The organism is Streptomyces sp. Je 1-79 (genome assembly GCF_025195125.1).
Lineage (GTDB): Bacteria > Actinomycetota > Actinomycetes > Streptomycetales > Streptomycetaceae > Streptomyces.
Genome location: NZ_JAMGSL010000007.1, coordinates 364,794 through 384,584, shown reverse-complemented (window position 1 = coordinate 384,584; position 19,791 = coordinate 364,794). Strand labels below are relative to the sequence as shown.

Here is a 19,791-nt window from a genome sequence, read left to right as displayed (position 1 = left end):
CATGTCGCCGGCACGTCCGTATCGCGGACAGAGATGCCTGATGCACCCCTGTTGTATCTAAGCTGTGCGCATGGCATCCGCACCCCCAGCAGCCGACCGTGTCTACATGCACGTCAAGCAGGCCGTCCTCGACCGCCGCTACGAGGGCGGCACGCTGCTCACCGAAGGCGAACTCGCCCAGGCCGTCGGGGTGTCCAGGACCCCCGTGCGCGAAGCGCTGCTGAAGCTGGAGATGGAAGGGCTGCTCAAGCTCTACCCGAAGAAGGGCGCCCTCGTTCTCGCCGTCTCCGCCCAGGAGATCGCCGATGTCGTCGAGACCCGGCTGCTCGTCGAGGAGTTCGCCGTCCGCCGGGTCGTCCCCGCGTCCGCCGCGCTCGTCGAGCGGCTCGAAGAGCTCCTGGAGGAGCAGAAGCGCCGCGCCGAGGCCGGGGACCTCGCGGAGGTCGCCGTCACCGACCGCTGCTTCCACGCCGAGATCGTCAAGCACGCGGGGAACCAGATCCTCGCCCGCCTCTACGACCAGCTGCGCGACCGTCAGCTGCGCATGGGCGTCGCCGTCATGCAGTCCCAGCCCGACCGGATCGCCAAGAACATCACCGAGCACGCCGAGATCCTGGAGCGGATCAGGGCCGGGGACGCCGAGGGCGCGGCCCGGTGCGTCCGGCAGCACCTGAGCTGGGTCAAGATCCTGGTCCGGGGTGAGGCCAGGTGAGCCGCGACGGATACGGATCAGCCGTCACCCTCCCCGGCGACCCGCCCGGAGGCCGGCGCGCCGCCCTCGTCTGGGGTGTCGGCGTCGCCGTCTACTTCGTCGCCGTCATCTTCCGTACGTCCCTGGGCGTCGCCGGACTCGACGCTGCCGACCGCTTCGACGTCAACGCCTCCGCCCTCTCCACCTTCTCCATCCTCCAGCTGCTGGTCTACGCCGGCATGCAGATACCCGTCGGCCTCATGGTCGACCGGCTCGGCACCAAGAAGGTGCTGACCATCGGCGTCGTGCTCTTCACCGTCGGCCAGCTCGCCTTCGCCCTCGCCCCCTCCTACGGCATGGCGCTCGCCGCCCGCGCGCTCCTGGGCTGCGGCGACGCGATGACCTTCATCAGCGTCCTGCGGCTCGGCACCCGCTGGTTCCCCGCCCGCCGCGGCCCCCTCATCGCCCAGGTCGCCGCGCTCTTCGGCATGGCCGGCAACCTCGTCTCGACCATCGTCATCGCCCCCGCCCTGCACGGCATGGGCTGGACGACCACCTTCGTCGGCAGCTCGATCGCCGGCGTCGTCGTGCTCGTGCTGCTGCTGCTCTTCCTCAAGGACCACCCCGAGGGCCACGAGCCGCCGTCCGCCCCGCGTGCCGGGGCCGTGTTCGTCCGCCGGCAGATCACCGAGTCCTGGCGGGAGCCGGGCACCCGCCTCGGGATGTGGGTGCACTTCACCACCCAGTTCCCGGCGATGGTGTTCCTGCTGCTGTGGGGGCTGCCGTTCCTCGTCGAGGACCAGGGCCTCTCCCGCGGTGTCGCGGGCGAGCTGCTGACGCTCGTGGTGCTCTCCAACATGGCGGTCGGGCTCGCGTACGGGCAGATCATCGCCCGTCACCACGCGGCCAGGGCCCCGCTCGCCCTCGCCACGGTCGCGGCGACGGCGCTGCTGTGGGCCGCCACCCTCGCGTACCCCGGCGACCGGGCCCCGCTGTGGCTGCTCATCACGCTCTGCGCGGTCCTCGGCGCCTGCGGCCCCGCCTCGATGATCGGCTTCGACTTCGCCCGCCCCGCCAACCCGCCCGAGCGTCAGGGAACAGCCTCGGGAATCGTCAACATGGGTGGTTTCACCGCCTCGATGACGACCCTGCTCGCGGTCGGCGTGCTCCTCGACGCGACCGGCGACAACTACCGGATCGCCTTCTCGTCCGTCTTCGTCCTGGAGGCGCTGGGCATCGTGCAGATCCTGCGCCTGAAGTCCCGTACGACCCGCCGGGAGAAGGAGCGCCTCGTCGCCAGCCGCGTCGAGACGGTCCACGTACCGGCCTGAGACCGGACTCCTGCGGGGGCTCCGTCAGGGGGTGACGGCGAAGTTGTCCAGGATCGCCCGCGCCAGCTCCGTGTCGCCCTCGATCTTGATCCGGTCCGCGACGGCCGCCGGCCGGACCCGCCCGCAGGCCAGCCGTACGTACGTCTCCCAGTCCAGCGCCAGCGTCACCGCGGGCCCCAGCGACGGGGCCCCGTCGACCGAGCCGCGGCCGTCCGCGTCCACCCGTACCGTCCGCAGGAACTCCACCGGGCCGTGCACATCCACCACGACCGCCGAGTTCGGCGGCGCGCCCGCGTCCTTCGCGACCACCTTCGGCAGCGCGGCGAGCAGGTTGTCCCGGGTGACCAGGGCGCCGGGGGAGTCCAGGTTGCCCGGCTTCCCGAGCGCGATCCGCAGGTCCTGCTCGTGCACCCAGACGTCGAAGGCCCGCATCCGGTAGGCCACTTCGAGGGTCTGCTCGGCGCCGAGCGGAGCGCGGATCAGATGGTCCGGCTGACGGTTCTCGTTGCGCAGCTGACGCGCGCGGCGGATCAGGATGTACTCCAGCTCCGAGGTCATCTCGGGGCCGGTGTGGTGCCGCCGCACATCGACCTGCATCTCCATGTAGCGGGCGAACTCACTGCGTACGTGGTAGAGATCGCGGGGCAGCGAGTGGATGGGGCGCGGATCGCCCAGCATCTCGCACTCCATGCCGATCACATGCGACACGAGGTCGCGCACCGACCAGCCCGGGCACGGTGTCGCGCGGTTCCACTCGCCCTCGACGAGCGGCTGCACCAGCTCGGATATGGCTTCGATGGAGTGGGTCCAGGCGTCGGCGTAGGTCTGAAGGCTGGGATGGACGGTCACGGGACCCCTCGGCGGTTCTGCGGTGCACGGGCTGACGATCGAGCGGACAGGCGGGCTGGAGACAAGACTGCGTGGGAGGCTCGGACGCTAAGTTACGCTGCCCGAAGGCACCCCGGCAGTGCTTTCGTGTGACGATCGTAGGCCCGTGTTGACGGCTCGAATGCCAGGACGGTGGTAGTGTGCGCGCCTCCCTCATCCAGATCGCAGTAGACCAGGACGAACCGGTCGTTTCGCGCCGTGCGCGGGTGGCCGAGCTGGTACGGCAGGAGCGCGGCGCGGCGGATCTCGTCGTCCTGCCGGAGCTGTGGCCGATGGGGGCGTTCGCGTACGAGTCGTTCGCGGCGGAGTCGGAACCGCTGCGGGGCCCCACGTACGAGGCGATGGCGGCGGCGGCCCGGGACGCGGGGGTCTGGCTGCACGCCGGATCGATCGTCGAGGCGGACGGCGGAGCCCTCTACAACACCTCGCTCGTCCTCTCCCCGGCCGGAGAGCTCGCGGCGAGCTACCGCAAGATCCACCGCTTCGGCTTCGACAAGGGCGAAGCCGTGATGATGGCGGCGGGGGACGAACTGGTGACGTTCGCGCTGCCGGAGCTCACCGTGGGCGTCGGCACCTGTTACGACCTGCGCTTCCCGGAGCTGTTCCGGGGGCTGGTGGACGCGGGCGCCCAGGCCTTCGTCGTCCCGGCCGGCTGGCCTGCCCGCCGCCGCGCCCACTGGACGCTGCTGGCGCAGGCGCGGGCGGTGGAGAACCAGGCGTACGTGCTGGCCTGCGGCACGGCCGGGACCCACGCGGGCGTGGAGCAGGCCGGGCACTCGATCGTGGTCGACCCGTGGGGCGAGGTTTTGGCGGAGGCGGGCACGGGCGAGGAGATCCTCCGCGTGGAGCTGGACCCGGCGAAGGTGACGGCGACGAGGGAGCAGTTCCCGGCGCTGAAGGACCGGGTGCTGTAGGCCCCCACCGGACGCCGCTCGCGGCCGGGGGCCGTATCGACGACGCCCCCTGGTCCTCCGGCTCCCGTTTCGACGGCAGGGCGGCCTAGTCCTCACGCTCCCGTTCCGCCATCCGGATCACGCAGACCGCGACCGCGATGAGCAGCGCGGCGTCGGTGTCCTCGCGGACCACGTTCACGGCGTACGTGTCCCGGACGCGGAACCACTGCCGCGAGATGTGGGCGAGGAGTTCACCGTCGTACTCGACCGTGAACTCCCGGTCCAGGATCCGGCCGCTGACGTCCAGTTCGGTGCCTTCGACGAGGGTGACCCGGTAATGGTTGCGGAGCAGCGAGAGCCGCTTCCTGCGGACGGTGGCGAGCGGCCGGTCGTCCCGCTCGATCGTCATCGCGTCCCGCAGGCTGAACATTTTCTGCCGCAGGGTGATCAGGACCTGCCCGAGGGGATCCTTCAGCTCCAGCGTGTCGCGCAGCCGCAGGGCCTTGCCGTCGACGAGGAAGGCGTGGCGGCCGTGCTCGTCCTCGATCCAGTAGTCGTCACCGATGGCGAAGATTTTGTCCCGTACGCGATATTTCATGGCGGGATGCGTTCCCCGCGAGGCGGCGATTCACGCCGCTCGCGGGCTCACACCGTTCATGATCAGAAGAAGGTCCTGAAGGTGGTGGAGTCGGGGAGGGCGCGAGGGCGGCCGCCGGCGCAGCCGGCGTGACGACGGCGACGGCCGCGAGGCCGACGGGCGAAGGTCACGCGACGCCGCCATCGCGTCCCCGCGCCGTTTTTCCGCCCGGGGTCGCCGTTGCTCCCCCCGCCGTAGGCGTGTGATCCGCCGTTCACAGGTGGATGGCAAGCTTGAAGCATGAACGATGCTGCCCCGGCGCCCACCCCCGCGCCTGCGCCCCGCCGTGCCCGTGTCCGTGCTCCCGAGCTGGTCGGCAAGGGCGGATGGATCAACACCGGCGGGAAGGACCTGAAGCTCGCCGACTTCCGAGGTCGCATCTTGATCCTCGACTTCTGGACCTTCTGCTGCATCAACTGCCTGCACGTCCTCGACGAGCTCCGTGACCTGGAGGAGAAGCACCGCGACACGCTCGTGATCGTCGGGGTGCACTCGCCGAAGTTCGTCCACGAGGCCGAGCACCAGGCCGTCGTCGACGCCGTCGAGCGGTACGAGGTGCACCACCCGGTCCTCGACGATCCCGAGCTCGCGACCTGGAAGCAGTACGCCGTACGGGCCTGGCCCACGCTCGTCGTCATCGACCCCGAGGGGTACATCGTCGCCCAGCACGCGGGTGAGGGGCACGCGAACGCGATCCGCACGCTCGTCGAGGAGCTGGAGGCCGAGCACGAGGCCAAGGGGACGCTGCGGCGCGGGGACGGACCGTACGTGCCGCCGGAGCCCGTCGCGACCGACCTGCGCTTCCCCGGGAAGGCCGTCCTCCTCGCGAGCGGGAACTTCCTGGTCTCCGACACCACACGCCACCAGCTCGTCGAGCTCGCGCCCGACGGGGAGACCGTGGTGCGGCGGATCGGGGACGGCGAGTTCCGCGAGCCGCAGGGGCTCACCCTCCTGCCCGACGGCAAGGTCGTCGTCGCCGACACCGTGAACCACGCGCTGCGCGTCTTCGACCCCGCCACCGGCGCGACCGAGCGGATCGCCGGCACCGGGAAGCAGTGGTGGCAGGGGTCGCCGACCTCCGGCCCGGCCCTCGACGTGGACCTCTCCTCGCCGTGGGACGTGGCCTGGTGGCAGGGCAGGGTCTGGATCGCGATGGCCGGTGTCCACCAGCTGTGGACGTACGACCCGCAGACGGGGACCGTCGAGGTCGCGGCCGGTACGACCAACGAGGGTCTCGTCGACGGGCCGGCCGCCGAGGCCTGGTTCGCGCAGCCCTCCGGGCTCGCCGCCACCGGGGACCGGCTCTGGATCGCCGACTCCGAGACGAGCGCGCTGCGCTGGATCGACACCGAGGGCGTCGTCCACACCGCCGTCGGCACCGGGCTCTTCGACTTCGGCCACCGCGACGGCGCCGCCGGCCAGGCGCTGCTCCAGCACCCGCTCGGCGTCACCGCCCTGCCCGACGGGTCGGTCGCGATCTCCGACACGTACAACCACGCCCTGCGCCGCTTCGACCCGGCGTCCGGCGAGGTGACGACGCTGGCCACCGATCTCCGCGAGCCGAGCGACGCCGTCCTCGTCGGGGACGAGATCGTCGTCGTCGAGTCCGCCCGGCACCGGCTGACCCGGCTGCGTCTTCCCGAGGAGGCGGTCCAGGTCGAGGCGGTCGCCCACCGCACCCGGCGCGAGGCCACCGAGATCGCGCCCGGCCGGCTCCGGCTCGACGTGGTCTTCCAGGCGCCGACGGGACAGAAGCTGGACGAGCGCTACGGCCCCTCCACCCGGCTCCTCGTCTCCTCGACCCCGCCCGGGCTGCTGCTCGGCGGCGAGGGCACGGGGACGGACCTCTTCCGGGAGCTCGACCTCGACCCGGAGATCACCGAGGGCGTCCTGCACGTCTCGGCGATGGCCGCGTCCTGCGACGACGACCCGGCCAACGAGTACCCGGCCTGCCATGTGCACCAGCAGGACTGGGGCGTTCCGGTGAAGGTGACGGCCGACGGCGTCGCCCGCCTCCCGCTCATCCTCGCGGGCATGGACGCGTAACGCCCGTACGCCTAGCGCACGATTCCCTGGTTCCTGGACGGGCGGTCCCCCGCCCCGTCCAGGCATCCGGAGACCCAGGCCGCCGGGTCGTGCACGGCCCGGTCGCCGCCCATCCCCGCCCGCTGCATGGCCGCGCACTCGCCGGCCAGCAGGGCGCGGGTGCGTTCCCCGGTGACATCGGCCTTCCGGATGCGGACGGCCTGCAGATAGCCGCCCTCGTAGGCGATGTCGGTGCCCCAGGGCGGGCGTTCGTCGTAGGTGGCGACGGTGTAGCCCGCCACGGCCGTGCCGATCAGCACGACCGTGGCGACGCAGGCGATGAACTTCCCCCGGGGAGGGCCCTCATGACGGTCCATGAGGCAGACGGTGCCAGGACCGCCCTTTCCCGGATGTTTCGCGGAACGGCTTCCTGCCCGCCGCCGCGTCCGCTCCGTACGTCAGTAGCCGCGGTCGCGCCCGTTCTCGTCCACGACCGTGGGGGCGGTCGGAGGGACGACGACCCGACGGCGCCGGGCGATGCTGGTGAAGGTCGCCACGCCGATGAGACCGACCGCCATCATGATCAGTCCCACCAGGTCGAGGTTGACTCCGTCGAGCTCCCAGTCCGTGGCGAACGCGAGAATCGCGCCCACGGCGATGAGGATGATGCAGCCTCCCAGGCCCATGAATCCCGCCTCCTAGTGGGGTAGTCGGGATCGGGTACCCCGGTCGGGGGCGGCTATCCCTCCAGGAAGGCCACGAGCGCGTTCGCCAGCAGGTACGGGTCGTCCGCGCCGCAGAGTTCGCGGGCGCTGTGCATCGACAGGCAGGCCACGCCGATGTCGACCGTGCTGATGCCGTGGCGGGCCGCCGTGATCGGGCCGATCGTCGTGCCGCACGGCATGTCGTTGTTGGAGACGAAGAACTGGAACGGCACGCCCGCCTTCTCGCAGGCCGCCGAGAAGACGGCCCGGCCGCCGCCGTCGGTGGCGTACCGCTGGTTGACGTTCACCTTGAGGATCGGGCCGCCGTTGGGGCGCGGGTGGTGCGTCGGGTCGTGGCGCTCGGCGTAGTTGGGGTGGACCGCGTGGCCGACGTCGGAGGAGAGGCAGATCGAGCCGGCGAAGGCGCGGGCGCGGTCCTCGTAGGCGCCGCCGCGGGCGTAGACGGAGCGCTCCAGGACATTGCCGAGGAGCGGGCCCTGGGCGCCGGTGTCGGCCTCGGAGCCGTTCTCCTCGTGGTCGAAGGCGGCGAGGACCGGGATGTACGGGAGGTCGGCGCGGCCCGCGACGGCGGCCAGGGCGGCGACGCCCGCGTGGACGGAGATCAGGTTGTCCATGCGCGGTCCGGCGACGAGTTCGCGGTCGCGGCCGAGGTAGGCGGGGGCCTCGATGGCGTGGACCATCAGGTCCCAGCCGCTGACGTCCTCGGCGTCGACGCCCGCCTCCTCGGCCATGAAGCGGATCAGGTCGCCCTCGTGGACCTCGCCGAGGCCCCAGATCGGCTGCATGTGGCGCTGGCGTTCGAGCTTGAGGCCGTCGTTGGCCTGGCGGTCGAGGTGGATGGCGAGCTGCGGGACGCGCAGCACGGCCCGGTCCACGTTCACCAGGTGGTGGCTGCCGTCCCGGAGGGTGAGGCGGCCCGCGAGGCCGAGGTCGCGGTCGAGCCAGGTGTTGAGCAGCGTCCCGCCGTAGATCTCGACGGCGACCTGGCGCCAGCCCCGCGCGCCCATGTCGGGCTGCGGCTTGACGCGCAGGTTGGGGGAGTCGGTGTGGGCGCCGACGATCCGGTACGGGGTGTGGGCCGTGGCACCCTCCGGTACGAACCAGGCGATGAGCGCGCCGCCGCGGATCACGTACTTGCCGCCGGTCGTCCCGTCCCAGGCGGCGGTCTCCTCGACCTTCCGGAAGCCGGCCTTCTCCAGGCGCTCGGCGGAGTTGGCCACCGCGTGGTACGGCGAGGGGGAAGCCGCCAGGAAGGTCATGAGGTCGTCGGTGTGGCCGCGGTCGAAGCGGGCGGTGCTCGTCATGGGTTCACCATACGCACGGCCCGGAATCCGGCGCCGGGCCCCCAAAAGACGGAACGGCCCGCTCCCCTCCCCGGGAGCGAGCCGTTCCTCGTTGGACGTGGTGCGTTACTAGAACGCGGCCTCGTCCAGGTCCATCAGCGAGCCGTCGACCGCCTCGGCGAGCGCGCGCTCGGCGCCGACGCCCGGCAGGACGTTGGCGGCGAAGAACTTCGCGGCCGCGATCTTGCCGGCGTAGAACGCCTGGTCCTTGGCGGAGGCGCCGGCGGCCAGCTTCTCGGCGGCGACGGCCGCACCCTTCAGCAGCAGGTAGCCGACGACGACATCGCCGGAGGCCATCAGCAGGCGGGTGGTGTTCAGGCCGACCTTGTAGATGTTCCTGACGTCCTCGCCGGTCGCGGTGAGGTCGGTGAGCATCGCGCCGACGATGCCCTCCAGGTCCACAGCCGCCTTGGCGAGCGCGTCGCGGGCGCCGGCCAGCTCCTCGCCGCCGGTGCCGAGCGCGAGGAACTTCTTGATCTCCTCGGCCAGCGCGTTCAGGGACGCGCCCTGGTCGCGGACGATCTTGCGGAAGAAGAAGTCCTGGCCCTGGATGGCCGTCGTGCCCTCGTAGAGGGTGTCGATCTTGGCGTCCCGGATGTACTGCTCGATCGGGTACTCCTGCAGGAAGCCGGAGCCGCCGAAGGTCTGGAGCGACTGCGCGAGCTGCTCGTAGCCCTTCTCGGAGCCGTAGCCCTTCACGATCGGCAGCAGCAGGTCGTTCAGGCCGATCTCGGCCTTCGCGTCCTCGCCCGCGGCCTCCTTGAGCTGGATCGCGTCCTGCACGGCGGCCGTGTAGAGGACGAGGGAGCGCATGCCCTCGGCGTATGCCTTCTGCGTCATCAGCGACCGGCGGACGTCGGGGTGGTGCGTGATGGTGACCTTGGGCGCGGCCTTGTCCATGAAGTTCGCCAGGTCGGTGCCCTGGACGCGCTCCTTGGCGTACTCCAGGGCGTTGAGGTAGCCCGTGGAGAGGGTGGAGATCGCCTTCGTGCCGACCATCATGCGGGCGAACTCGATGATGAGGAACATCTGGCGGATGCCGTCGTGCTTGTCGCCGATCAGCCAGCCCTTGGCGGGGTGCTGGTCGCCGAAGGTCATCTCGCAGGTGTTGGAGGCCTTGAGGCCCATCTTGTGCTCGACGTTCGTGGCGTACACGCCGTTGCGCTCGCCCAGCTCGCCGGTCTCCCAGTCGAAGTGGAACTTCGGCACGAGGAAGAGGGAGAGGCCCTTGGTGCCGGGGCCGGCGCCCTCGGGGCGGGCGAGGACGTAGTGGAGGATGTTCTCCTCCATGTCGTGCTCACCGGAGGTGATGAAGCGCTTCACGCCCTCGATGTGCCAGGAGCCGTCCTCCTGCTGGACCGCCTTGGTGCGGCCGGCGCCGACGTCCGAACCGGCGTCCGGCTCGGTCAGGACCATCGTGGAGCCCCACTGGCGCTCGACGGCGATCTGCGCGACCTTCTTCTGCGCCTCGTTGCCCTCGTTGAAGAGGATGCCGGCGAAGGCCGGGCCGGAGGAGTACATCCAGACGGCCGGGTTCGCGCCGAGGACCAGCTCCGCGTAGGCCCAGATCAGGGAGCGCGGGGAGGTGGTGCCGCCGATCTCCTCGGGCAGGCCCAGACGCCAGTACTCGGAGTCCATGAAGGCCTTGTAGGACTTCTTGAAGCTCGCCGGTACGGGGGCGGTGTTGGTCTCGGGGTCGAAGACCGGCGGGTTGCGGTCGGCGTCGGCGAAGGACTCCGCGAGCTCGTTCTCGGAGAGGCGGGTCAGCTCCTCCAGGACGCTCTTGGCGGTCTCGACGTCCATCTCCTCGAACGGACCGGTGCCGTACACCTTGTCGCGCCCGAGGACCTCGAAGAGGTTGAACTCGATGTCGCGGAGATTCGACTTGTAGTGCCCCATGGCGACGGCTCCGTAAGGATCGGGGAGGCAGGTTCCTCGTACACGTACCAGCGAGTAGCTAATGCTCTCTCCGATAATGCTACCCGCCGGTAATAAGAAGCAACCCCCATCCGGTCAACTGTGACGTCAATCGCTGCGCGGGGGCCGGTCGCCGTAGGCCGGACGGGGCGGCGGGCGGCGGCCCGCAGCGACTAGGCTCGGGGGCATGTACGGCTACGAGCAGAATCCGGGTGCCCAGCAGCAGTACGCCCCGCCGCCGCAGCAGCCGATGGCGGGCGGGATGCCGGGGGGCATGCAGGGCGCCCCGTACGGGCAGCAGCCCCCGCTGTACCCCGAGCCCTCGCCCCCGTCGCTCGCCGACGCCGTACGGGCCTTCACGACCGGATCCCTGGCGGCCGAGGACTTCCAGCAGATCTTCGCGACCTCGAAGGTCTACTGCCCCCGCGGTGACAACCCCGGCTTCCTGGCCCTGCACAACACCCAGCAGCCGGTCATCCCCATGTTCACCTCGCTCAAGGAGCTGAGGCGGTACGCGGGCAAGGAGTCGAAGTACTTCGTGATCACCGGCGCCGAGGTGATCGACCTGCTCCCGACCGGCTACGGCTTCGTCCTCGACATGGAGGGCGACCACCGGATGGTCTTCGACGCGAAGGCCGTGGAGCAGATGGTCGACTTCGCGATGCGCCGGATGTACGGCTGACGGACGCTGGAGACGTGGGAGAACGCCCGGGAGGAATTCCTCCCGGGCGTTCCGCGTTCCGGGTGGCAGGAAGTTCATTGTTCAACTAAACTGGTCGCACAAGGAGGTCCCGCCATGCCCGCTGTGACTGTCGAGAACCCGCTCGCCCTGCCGCGCGTCGCCGCCCCGGCCGACGCCGTCTCCCGCCCCGTGCTCGCCGTGACCACGGCCCCGTCCGGATTCGAGGGCGAGGGCTTCCCGGTGCGCCGCGCGTTCGCCGGGATCAACTACCAGTACCTCGACCCGTTCATCATGATGGACCAGATGGGAGAGGTGGAGTACGCCCCCGGTGAGCCCAAGGGCACCCCGTGGCACCCCCACCGCGGCTTCGAGACCGTCACGTACATCATCGACGGCGTCTTCGACCACCAGGACTCCAACGGCGGTGGCGGCACCATCACCAACGGAGACACCCAGTGGATGACAGCCGGTAGCGGGCTGCTCCACATCGAGGCCCCGCCGGAGTCGCTCGTGATGAGCGGCGGACTCTTCCACGGGCTCCAGCTGTGGGTGAACCTGCCCGCCTCCGACAAGATGATGGCCCCCCGCTACCAGGACATCCGCGGCGGCCAGGTGCAGCTGCTCGCCTCCCCCGACGGCGGCGCGCTGCTCCGCGTGATCGCGGGCGAACTCGACGGCCACGCCGGGCCGGGCGTCACGCACACCCCGATCACGATGATCCACGCGACGATCCGGCCGGGCGCCGAGGTGACCCTGCCGTGGCGCGAGGACTTCAACGGGCTCGTCTACGTGCTCGCGGGGCGCGGCTCGGCCGGTGCGGAGCGCAGGCCGGTCCGGATGGGCCAGACCGCGGTCTTCGGCAAGGGCGGCACGCTCACCGTCCGGGCGGACGAGACGCAGGACGGGAACACGCCCGACCTGGAGGTCGTCGTCCTCGGCGGACAGCCGATCCGTGAGCCGATGGCGCACTACGGCCCGTTCGTCATGAACACCCAGGCCGAACTCCGCCAGGCCTTCGAGGACTTCCAGGCGGGCCGGCTCGGCACGATCCCGGCGGTCCACGGGATGGGCGAGTAACGGGCGACGGCGGTACGGCCGGATCCGCGGTTACGGGTCTGGATCCGGCTGTCGATACGGGTACGGGGCCGGGCGGACGCGCTCGGCCCCGTACGCGTGTCGGTGCTCGGTGCTCGGTGCTCGATGCCGGGTGCCGGTGCCGGTGCCTGTGCTGCTGGGTGCCGGTGCCGGTGATCCGCGTTCGTGACCGGTGCGGGCGCGGGTGCGGGCGCCCGTGCCGTACAGGCTCTGACGGGGCGTCACTCGTCCGGTCTCGTAGCGCAGGACGACACGCCGCACGCCGTGGTCCGGTGGACGGGTGCAGACGCCGAGTCCCCGCCCCCTCCTCCCCGATCCCGCCCGGCGGGTCGCCGCCTGGTGCGTCGTCCTGCTGCTCGTCGCGGGGGTCGCCGCGGTCGGGATCTGGCTGTGCGTCGTGTTCCAGACGGCCGTCACGCCCGTCCTGCTCGCGATCCTCGGCACCGCCCTCCTCGGGCCGCTCCACCGGCGGCTGGTGAGGATGAAGGTGCAGAAGTCGCTGGCCGCCGGGCTCACCGTCCTCGCGGTCGTCTGCTTCGTCGGCGGCGCCACCTACATCGTGGTCCTCGCGCTCATCGAGACCGGCGACCAGATCATCGCCTCGCTGCGGCAGGCCGCCGTCGACATCGCCGACCATCTGGGCGCGGCCGGGACCTCGATCGACGACCTGGCCGAGAACGCGAAAGCGCTGCTGGAGAAGTTCGGCGGGACCGCCGCCTCCGGGGTGCTCTCGGGGCTGAGCGTCGTCGGCCAGGTGGCCGCCATGGCCGTCCTCGCGCTGCTGCTGATCTTCTTCTTCCTCCGGGACTCCGACAAGGCGGCCGGCACCCTGCGCTCCCTCGCGCCGCGCGCGACCGGCGACACGATGGAGGCCATGGGCCGCCGTGCCTTCGAGGCCGTCGAGGGCTTCATGCGCGGGACGACCATCGTGGCCCTCGTCGACGCCGTCCTCATCACCGCCGGGCTGCTGATCCTGCGGGTGCCCGGCGCCGTCGGACTCGGCGCGCTGGTCTTCGTCACCGCCTACATTCCGTACCTCGGCGCCTTCCTCTCCGGCGCCGTCGCCGTCCTCGTCGCCCTCGCCGACCGCGGCTTCATCATCGCCCTCTGGGTCCTCGGCGTGGTCCTGGCCGTCCAGGTCATCGAGGGGAACGTCCTCCAGCCCATGATCCAGAGCCGGACCGTACAGATGCACCCGGCCCTCGTCATGCTCGCCATCACGGCGGGCGCGTCCGTCGCGGGGGTCCTGGGCATGCTGCTCGCCGTACCGCTGACGGCGGCGGCCTTCGGCGTGATCGGCGAGCTGCGCGGACGGTACGGGGGGCTGCCGGGAGCCGAGCCGCGAGCGGAGGGGGAGGCGGAGGGGCGGGACAGCTGAGCCGTGCGTCCGGCGCCATGCGTCCCGGGGCCGTGCGTCCGGCGACGTGCGTCCGGCGCCGTCAGGTCGCTGCGGGCAGGCCGCCCGGTTCGAAGGACGCCAGCATCTGTTCCAGGCCCGCCTGGTCCGGGCCGACGAACGGGTCCGCGTCCGGGGCCATCGTGATCGTCTCGATCATCCGCCGGGTCATCCGCACCGCGGGCGGCAGATGCGTGGACAGCACGATCTCCGGGTTCATGCCCTGGAGCGTCGTCATGGTCGCGCGGTACTTCTCCGGGTCCACGACGTGCACCCACGGGCTGTCCACGGTCGCCCACAGCAGCTGCGACCGCCGCAGCTCCTCCGGCTTGAGGTCGTTCGCGTGCCCGCTCTCGGCGATCTCCGCGGAGGGCATCGGCCCGCCGAAGCAGTCGGAGCTGAAGCAGATCCGGGTCTTCTCGTCGTAGAAGCCGACGGTCGCCGGGTTGTCGAAGAGCGGCGGCCGGAAGGCGTCGAGCACGCGGTCACCGACGTCCATGGACTGCCCGGGATTGAGGAAGTGGACGCGGTCCATCGGCAGCGGGCGCTCGGTGGTCATGATCCCGGCGCCGATGAAGGTGGTGACGACCTTCGCCCGGGGCGCGGCGACGAGGAGGTCGAAGATGCCGCCCGTGTGGTCGCGGTCGGGGTGAGTGAGCCAGATCCAGCGGACGTCGGCGGGGTCGACGACCGATCCGAGCGCGTTGACGAAGTCCCGGTCGGCGAGCGAGAGCCCGGTGTCGACGACGACGGGTTCGCGGGCGGTGAGGACGTACGCGTTGACGGGAATGTGGCCGATCCCCGGCACTTCGAGGCTGTCGGCCAGGACGGTGGTGTCGCTTCCGACCTTGTGGGTGTCCATGGCGGTGCTCCGTGGTCCCCCCGGCGAGAGGGCTGCCGTACGAGACCAGTCTCCTCCGGTGCGGTACGCCTCGCGCGGTGGTACGGCGCGAGCTCCGTGGGGGTACGGGCCCCGCATCCACGCCGGTACCCCCGTCGGCACCGGCGCACGTACCCATATGCACCGGCGCGCGCCCCCGCCCGCGCTCGAGCACCCCCGCTCAGTCGTCCTTCGTCGGCGGCTCGTTCAGTTCGAACCAGATCGACTTGCCCTCGCCCCGCGGGTCCACGCCCCACGCGTGCGCCAGCATCTCCATCAGCACCAGGCCACGGCCCGAGGACGCCATCTCCCCCGGATGCCGCCTGTGCGGCAGCTCGTCGCTGCCGTCGGAGACCTCGACGCGCAGCCGGCGGGCCTCTTCCGTGCAGGTCACCTCGGCGACGAGGAGCGCGTCGCCGTCCGTGTGGATGAGGACGTTGGTGACCATCTCGGAGACCATCAGGACCGCCGAGTCGACCTGGTCCTCGTCCGTCCAGTCGTGCAGCAGCTGCCGGATGTGCTGGCGGGCGGCCGCGAGCCGCTCCGGCTCCGCCTGGGCGACGGTCATCATCGTGCGGCGCGGGGCCGGGCGGACGGCTGTGCCCTGGCGGGAGACGAGCAGGACGGCGATGTCGTCCTCGCGCCGGTCGGCGAGCGGCCCGGTGGTGTGGTGCGAGCCGGGCCCGTGGACGGCCTCGACGAGGCTGTCGGCCAGGTCCTCGAGGGAGTCCTCGGCGTGCCCTTCGAGCAGCTCCCGGATCCGCTCCCAGCCGCTGTCGAGGTCGTGGCCGCCGGTCTCCAGGAGCCCGTCGGTGCACATCATCAGGGTCTCGCCGGGCTCCAGGGTGAACCGGGTCGTCGGATAGTCGGTGTCCGGGACGATGCCGAGAGGGAGCCCGCCGGCCGTGGGGCGCAGCAGAACCGTCCCGTCGGTCATCCGCACCGCCGGGTCGGGGTGTCCGGCGCGGGCGATGTCCACGACACCGGTGACCGGGTCGATCTCCAGGTAGAGGCAGGTGGCGAAGCGAAGGCCTCCGTCGTCGGATCCGCCGAGACCGTTGTCGGCGCCTCGTCCGTCCGGGTCGTCGCCGCCGTTCCGGAGGGTTCCGTTGCGACGGGTCCCGTTGGGAAGGGTTCCGTTGCGCAGGGCCCCGTCTCCGCGCGCCCCGTCCCTGAGGGTCCCGTTCCGCAGGCCCTCGCCGGGCCGGGCGGTGCCGGCGTCGTCGTCGTTGTCGGTCGTGTCCCCGTCCGTGATCCCGTACAGGAAGCGTGAGGCGCGGGAGAGGACGGCGTCGGGCCGGTGGCCCTCGGAGGCGTACGCGCGCAGGGCGATCCGCAGCTGGCCCATCAGCCCGGCCGCGCGCACGTCGTGTCCCTGGACGTCGCCGATGACGAGGGCGATGCGTCCGCCCGGCAGCTGGATCATGTCGTACCAGTCGCCGCCGACCTGGAGCCCGCCGCCGGTCGGGACGTAGCGCGCGGCGACGCGCAGGCCCGGGGTCCCGGGCCCGAGGACGGGCATCATCGTGCGCTGCAGGCCGAGCGACAGCTCGCGCTCGGACTCGGCGACACCCGCCCGGGCGAGGGCCTGGGCGAGCATCCGGGCGACGGTGGTGAGGACGGAGCGCTCGTCGGGGGTGAAGGCCACGGGATGCTTGAAGGCCGCCATCCAGGCGCCCATGGTGCGCCCCGCGACGATCAGCGGGAGGTAGGCCCAGGACTGCCGGCCGAAGCGCTGGGCCAGCGGCCAGGTCACCGGGAAGCGGCGCAGGTACTCCTCCGGTGACGGCAGATAGATCGCCCGCCCGGTCCGTACGACCTCGGCCGCCGGATAGTCGGTGTCCACCGACATCGAGGTGAAGGGGCCCTCGTCGCCCGCGTGGTGCCCGTGGTGGCCGATGATCGTCAGCCGCTCGCCGGCGACCCCGAAGACCGCGAGCCCGTCCGGTGAGAAGCCCGGCATGGAGAGCGAGGCGGCGACCCGGAGCACCTCGGCGGTCGACCGGGCCTCGGCGAGCGCCCGCCCCGCGTCGAGCAGGAACGCCTCGCGGGAGCGGCGCCAGTCGCCGGTGACGGGCGTACGGGCGGCGGTGCCGGGCTGCGGTTCGGCGACTTCCTGAAGGGTGCCGACAAGCTCGTAGTGGTCGCCGTCGATCAGCGGCTTGGACCTGCTCCGTACGGTACGGATCACCCGTCCGCCGCCGTCCATGATCCGCAGCCGGGCCTCGGCGAGGGTCCCTTCGGCGACGGCGAGGTTCACGACCCCGTCGATCTCGTTCCAGTCGACGGGATGAAAGCGGGAGCGTACGGCCGCTTCCGTGAGCTCGGCCGGCTCGGCGGGCAGCCCGAGCAGCCGGGCCGCCTCGGCGTCGAGGGTCACGGTCCCGGAAGTGTTGTCCCAGCGCCACAGGCCGGTCGCGATCGCGGCCAGGACGTCCTCGGTGCGCATTGCCCTACTTTAGGAATATCGGACAGAAGGTCGCCACTGAGCGTATTCGAAAAGCGATCTTGGGTCTCCCGGTACGCTTGGTGGGTCTGCCGTCACGGCGGCACACCCCCTTGGATCCCGAAGACTGGATGAACGACGATGCATCGGTACAGGTCCCACACCTGCGGCGAGCTCCGCGCCTCTGACGTCGGCACCGACGTCCGGCTGAGCGGCTGGCTGCACAATCGGCGCGACCTGGGCGGCATCCTCTTCATCGATCTGCGCGACCACTACGGCATCACGCAGCTCGTCGCCCGGCCCGGCACCGCCGCCGCCGAGGTGCTGGACAAGCTGACGAAGGAGACCGTCGTCCGCGTGGACGGCAAGGTCGTCTCGCGTGGCGCGGAGAACGTCAACCCGGAGCTCGCCACCGGCGAGATCGAGATCGAGGCCGCCACGGTCGAGGTCCTGGGCGCGGCCAAGCAGATCCCGTTCACCATCAACGCCGACGACGGCGTGAACGAGGAGCGGCGCCTGGAGTACCGCTTCCTCGACCTGCGCCGCGAGCGCATGCACCGCAACATCATGCTGCGGTCCGCCGTCATCGCCTCCATCCGCTCCAAGATGGTGGCCCTCGGCTTCAACGAGATGGCGACCCCGATCCTCGCCGCGACCTCCCCCGAGGGCGCCCGCGACTTCGTCGTCCCGTCCCGTCTGAACCCGGGCAAGTTCTACGCGCTGCCGCAGGCGCCGCAGCAGTTCAAGCAGCTGCTGATGATCTCCGGCTTCGACCGCTACTTCCAGATCGCGCCCTGTTTCCGCGACGAGGACGCCCGCGCGGACCGTTCGCCGGGCGAGTTCTACCAGCTCGACGTCGAGATGAGCTTCGTCGAGCAGGAGGACGTCTTCCAGCCGATCGAGAAGCTCATGACGGAGCTCTTCGAGGAGTTCGGCGGCGGCCGCCACGTCACCTCCCCGTTCCCGCGGATCCCGTTCCGCGAGTCGATGCTGAAGTACGGCAACGACAAGCCCGACCTGCGGACCTCTCTCGAACTGGTCGACATCTCCGACGTCTTCGAGGCGTCGGAGTTCAAGGCCTTCGCCGGCAAGCACGTCCGCGCCCTGGCCGTCCCGAACACGGGCGACCAGCCGCGCAAGTTCTTCGACCAGCTCGGCGACTTCGCCGTCTCCCTCGGCGCGAAGGGCCTGGCTTGGGTCCGCGTCGGCGAGGGCAACGCCCTGACCGGCCCGATCGCCAAGTTCCTCACCGAGGAGAACGTCAAGGTCCTGACCGAGCGCCTCGGTCTGGAGCCCGGCCACGCGATCTTCTTCGGCGCGGGCGAGTTCGACGAGGTCTCCAAGATCATGGGCCCGGTCCGGGTCGAGGCCGCCAAGCGCGCGGGCCAGTTCGAGGAGAACGTCTTCCGCTTCGCGTGGATCGTCGACTTCCCGATGTACGAGAAGGACGAGGAGACCGGCAAGATCGACTTCTCGCACAACCCCTTCTCGATGCCGCAGGGCGGCCTGGAGGCCCTGGAGACCCAGGACCCGCTGGACGTCCTCGGCTGGCAGTACGACATCGTCTGCAACGGCATCGAGCTCTCCTCGGGCGCGATCCGGAACCACGAGCCCGAGATCATGTTCAAGGCCTTCGAGATCGCGGGCTACTCGCGCGAGACGGTGGAGCACGAGTTCGCGGGCATGCTCCGCGCCTTCGAGTACGGCGCCCCGCCGCACGGCGGCATCGCCCCGGGCGTCGACCGCATCGTGATGCTCCTGGCCGACGAGCCGAACATCCGCGAGACGATCGCCTTCCCGCTGAACGGCAACGCCCAGGACCTCCTGATGGGCGCCCCGACGGAACTGGACGAGGCCCGCCTGAAGGAGCTGAACATCCAGCTCCGCAAGCCGGTCGAGACGAAGGCCGCGACGGACCGCCCGGTGACGGAAGCGGTCCACCCGGACGCGGCGCGGTAGTAACTCGCCTTGAGTAGCGAAAGGGCCCGGAATCCCCTCGGATTCCGGGCCCTTCGTCGTCTAGCCCAAGGCATCACATGCGCACGAGTTCGCATTCCGCAGAGAGGAGCCAGCGGAAGTGTCTCACCAGTGGTTCGACCTCTGCCGGGTCCCGCAGCACCACGCCGAGCTCTATGTTGTCGGACAGCGCGCGGTTGGTGAGGTTCGCACTCCCGAGCATGGCAGTGTGCCGGTCGGCGACGAGGAGTTTGGCGTGCATCACGCCGTCGGAACCCGTCCGATGCCAGATTCGTACGTCCGCCGGCAGGGCAGAGAAGGCTGCTACGGCGTGCGTCGACTCTTCGAGAAGAAGATCCACCTCTACTCCGCGGTCTACGGCTCGGCCGATCTCCTCCACTACTGCATGCGCCCCGTGCGCGGCGAAACTAGCGATTAGGAGTGTGGAAGTCGCTGACCGAATGACGTCGGTGGCAACCCCACTGGTCAGCCGTATGGGCAACGATGCGCTTGTCGGGCCGGTGACGACGATCTGAGGCGGCATGGATCGTGACACGGAGCGGCAGGCTGCGAGTGCCAGTGCGAGGCCTGCGCCGCTCAGGCCGGGCATCTCGGCGTGCCAGGCACGTGTGACCTCGGTGAGTTGCCGGGCCAGACCCACAGCTGTTTGTGTCTGGATCCAGCGGTTCAGCGAGAGGTCGTCGGGCCTTGTGGCTGCCGTGAGCACGTGCTCCAGCTCTACGACCCGCTCTCCGGGCAGACGGTCGCAGATCGCCGCCAGGAGAGCGGGAAGCCGTGGGGATGCGCCGGACCGGGATACGGGCACTCCAACCCGCGTGTGAACAGTCTGCCCACCCGCTCCTTCGGCGCCCTGCTCGGCGGTTGA

18 protein-coding genes are annotated in these 19,791 nt (G+C 70.8%); 9 read left to right on the top strand and 9 right to left on the bottom strand.

The genetic code is table 11. The annotated features are described in order from the left end of the window. Positions 1-70: 70 nt before the first annotated feature. Positions 71-712 (top strand): GntR family transcriptional regulator, encoded by a 642-nt coding sequence (locus tag M5362_RS16925; RefSeq protein ID WP_260228382.1) that lies wholly within the window; start codon positions 71-73, stop codon positions 710-712. After that, positions 709-2,022: a nitrate/nitrite transporter gene (locus M5362_RS16920; RefSeq protein WP_260228381.1), complete on the top strand. Its 1,314-nt coding sequence runs from the start codon at positions 709-711 to the stop codon at positions 2,020-2,022. Before M5362_RS16925 ends, M5362_RS16920 begins: the two co-directional genes overlap by 4 nt. Before the next feature lie 24 nt (positions 2,023-2,046). On the opposite strand, the gene M5362_RS16915 is transcribed toward M5362_RS16920, so the two are convergent. Then, entirely contained in the window at positions 2,047-2,871 is an 825-nt protein-coding gene (locus tag M5362_RS16915; RefSeq protein ID WP_260228380.1) for a maleylpyruvate isomerase family mycothiol-dependent enzyme, read from the bottom strand. A gap of 179 nt (positions 2,872-3,050) precedes the next feature. Here M5362_RS16915 and M5362_RS16910 point away from each other — a divergent pair, with 179 nt between their 5' ends. Then, positions 3,051-3,824, top strand: a complete 774-nt coding sequence (locus M5362_RS16910) for a carbon-nitrogen family hydrolase (protein ID WP_260228379.1) — start codon at positions 3,051-3,053, stop codon at positions 3,822-3,824. 85 nt (positions 3,825-3,909) lie between these two features. On the opposite strand, the gene M5362_RS16905 is transcribed toward M5362_RS16910, so the two are convergent. Next, positions 3,910-4,401 (bottom strand): LURP-one-related/scramblase family protein, encoded by a 492-nt coding sequence (locus tag M5362_RS16905; RefSeq protein WP_260228378.1) that lies wholly within the window; start codon positions 4,399-4,401, stop codon positions 3,910-3,912. A gap of 279 nt (positions 4,402-4,680) precedes the next feature. Between M5362_RS16905 and M5362_RS16900 the strand changes: the two genes are divergently transcribed. Beyond that, entirely contained in the window at positions 4,681-6,486 is a 1,806-nt protein-coding gene (locus M5362_RS16900; protein ID WP_260228377.1) for an NHL domain-containing thioredoxin family protein, read from the top strand. An 11-nt stretch (positions 6,487-6,497) separates the two neighbouring features. On the opposite strand, the gene M5362_RS16895 is transcribed toward M5362_RS16900, so the two are convergent. The 4 genes from M5362_RS16895 to M5362_RS16880 form a co-directional block, all read right to left on the bottom strand. Beyond that, on the bottom strand, positions 6,498-6,842 hold the full coding sequence (locus M5362_RS16895) for a hypothetical protein (protein WP_260228376.1): 345 nt from the start codon (positions 6,840-6,842) through the stop codon (positions 6,498-6,500). An 81-nt stretch (positions 6,843-6,923) separates the two neighbouring features. Next, positions 6,924-7,151: a DUF6458 family protein gene (locus tag M5362_RS16890; RefSeq protein ID WP_260228375.1), complete on the bottom strand. Its 228-nt coding sequence runs from the start codon at positions 7,149-7,151 to the stop codon at positions 6,924-6,926. A gap of 53 nt (positions 7,152-7,204) precedes the next feature. Continuing rightward, a complete protein-coding gene (locus tag M5362_RS16885; RefSeq protein ID WP_260228374.1) occupies positions 7,205-8,494 on the bottom strand; it encodes a M18 family aminopeptidase in 1,290 nt (429 codons plus the stop codon). A gap of 108 nt (positions 8,495-8,602) precedes the next feature. After that, a complete protein-coding gene (locus M5362_RS16880) occupies positions 8,603-10,432 on the bottom strand; it encodes an acyl-CoA dehydrogenase (RefSeq protein WP_260228373.1) in 1,830 nt (609 codons plus the stop codon). A gap of 205 nt (positions 10,433-10,637) precedes the next feature. Between M5362_RS16880 and M5362_RS16875 the strand changes: the two genes are divergently transcribed. The 3 genes from M5362_RS16875 to M5362_RS16865 all read left to right on the top strand — a co-directional run bounded on the left by M5362_RS16875 (position 10,638) and on the right by M5362_RS16865 (position 13,605). Continuing rightward, complete coding sequence (locus M5362_RS16875) at positions 10,638-11,132, top strand: SseB family protein (RefSeq protein WP_260228372.1); 495 nt, start codon at positions 10,638-10,640, stop codon at positions 11,130-11,132. Positions 11,133-11,246: 114 nt separating this feature from the next. After that, complete coding sequence (locus M5362_RS16870; protein ID WP_260228371.1) at positions 11,247-12,209, top strand: pirin family protein; 963 nt, start codon at positions 11,247-11,249, stop codon at positions 12,207-12,209. Positions 12,210-12,507: 298 nt separating this feature from the next. Continuing rightward, complete coding sequence (locus M5362_RS16865) at positions 12,508-13,605, top strand: AI-2E family transporter (RefSeq protein ID WP_260228370.1); 1,098 nt, start codon at positions 12,508-12,510, stop codon at positions 13,603-13,605. 61 nt (positions 13,606-13,666) lie between these two features. On the opposite strand, the gene M5362_RS16860 is transcribed toward M5362_RS16865, so the two are convergent. After that, positions 13,667-14,485, bottom strand: coding sequence for an MBL fold metallo-hydrolase (locus M5362_RS16860; protein ID WP_260228369.1), 819 nt, complete (start codon positions 14,483-14,485; stop codon positions 13,667-13,669). Positions 14,486-14,684: 199 nt separating this feature from the next. Then, a complete protein-coding gene (locus M5362_RS16855; RefSeq protein WP_260228368.1) occupies positions 14,685-16,952 on the bottom strand; it encodes a SpoIIE family protein phosphatase in 2,268 nt (755 codons plus the stop codon). Positions 16,953-17,090: 138 nt separating this feature from the next. On the opposite strand from M5362_RS16855, the gene aspS reads away from it, so the two are divergent. After that, positions 17,091-18,908, top strand: a complete 1,818-nt coding sequence (aspS, locus tag M5362_RS16850; RefSeq protein ID WP_260228367.1) for an aspartate--tRNA ligase — start codon at positions 17,091-17,093, stop codon at positions 18,906-18,908. A gap of 73 nt (positions 18,909-18,981) precedes the next feature. Here the strand turns inward: aspS and drmC are convergent, their stop codons facing one another. Next, positions 18,982-19,632 carry a DISARM system phospholipase D-like protein DrmC gene (drmC, locus tag M5362_RS16845; RefSeq protein ID WP_260228366.1) on the bottom strand — a complete coding sequence of 217 codons (651 nt, stop codon included), beginning with the start codon at positions 19,630-19,632 and terminating at the stop codon, positions 18,982-18,984. On the opposite strand from drmC, the gene M5362_RS33165 reads away from it, so the two are divergent. Next, a complete protein-coding gene (locus M5362_RS33165; protein ID WP_260228365.1) occupies positions 19,633-19,791 on the top strand; it encodes a hypothetical protein in 159 nt (52 codons plus the stop codon).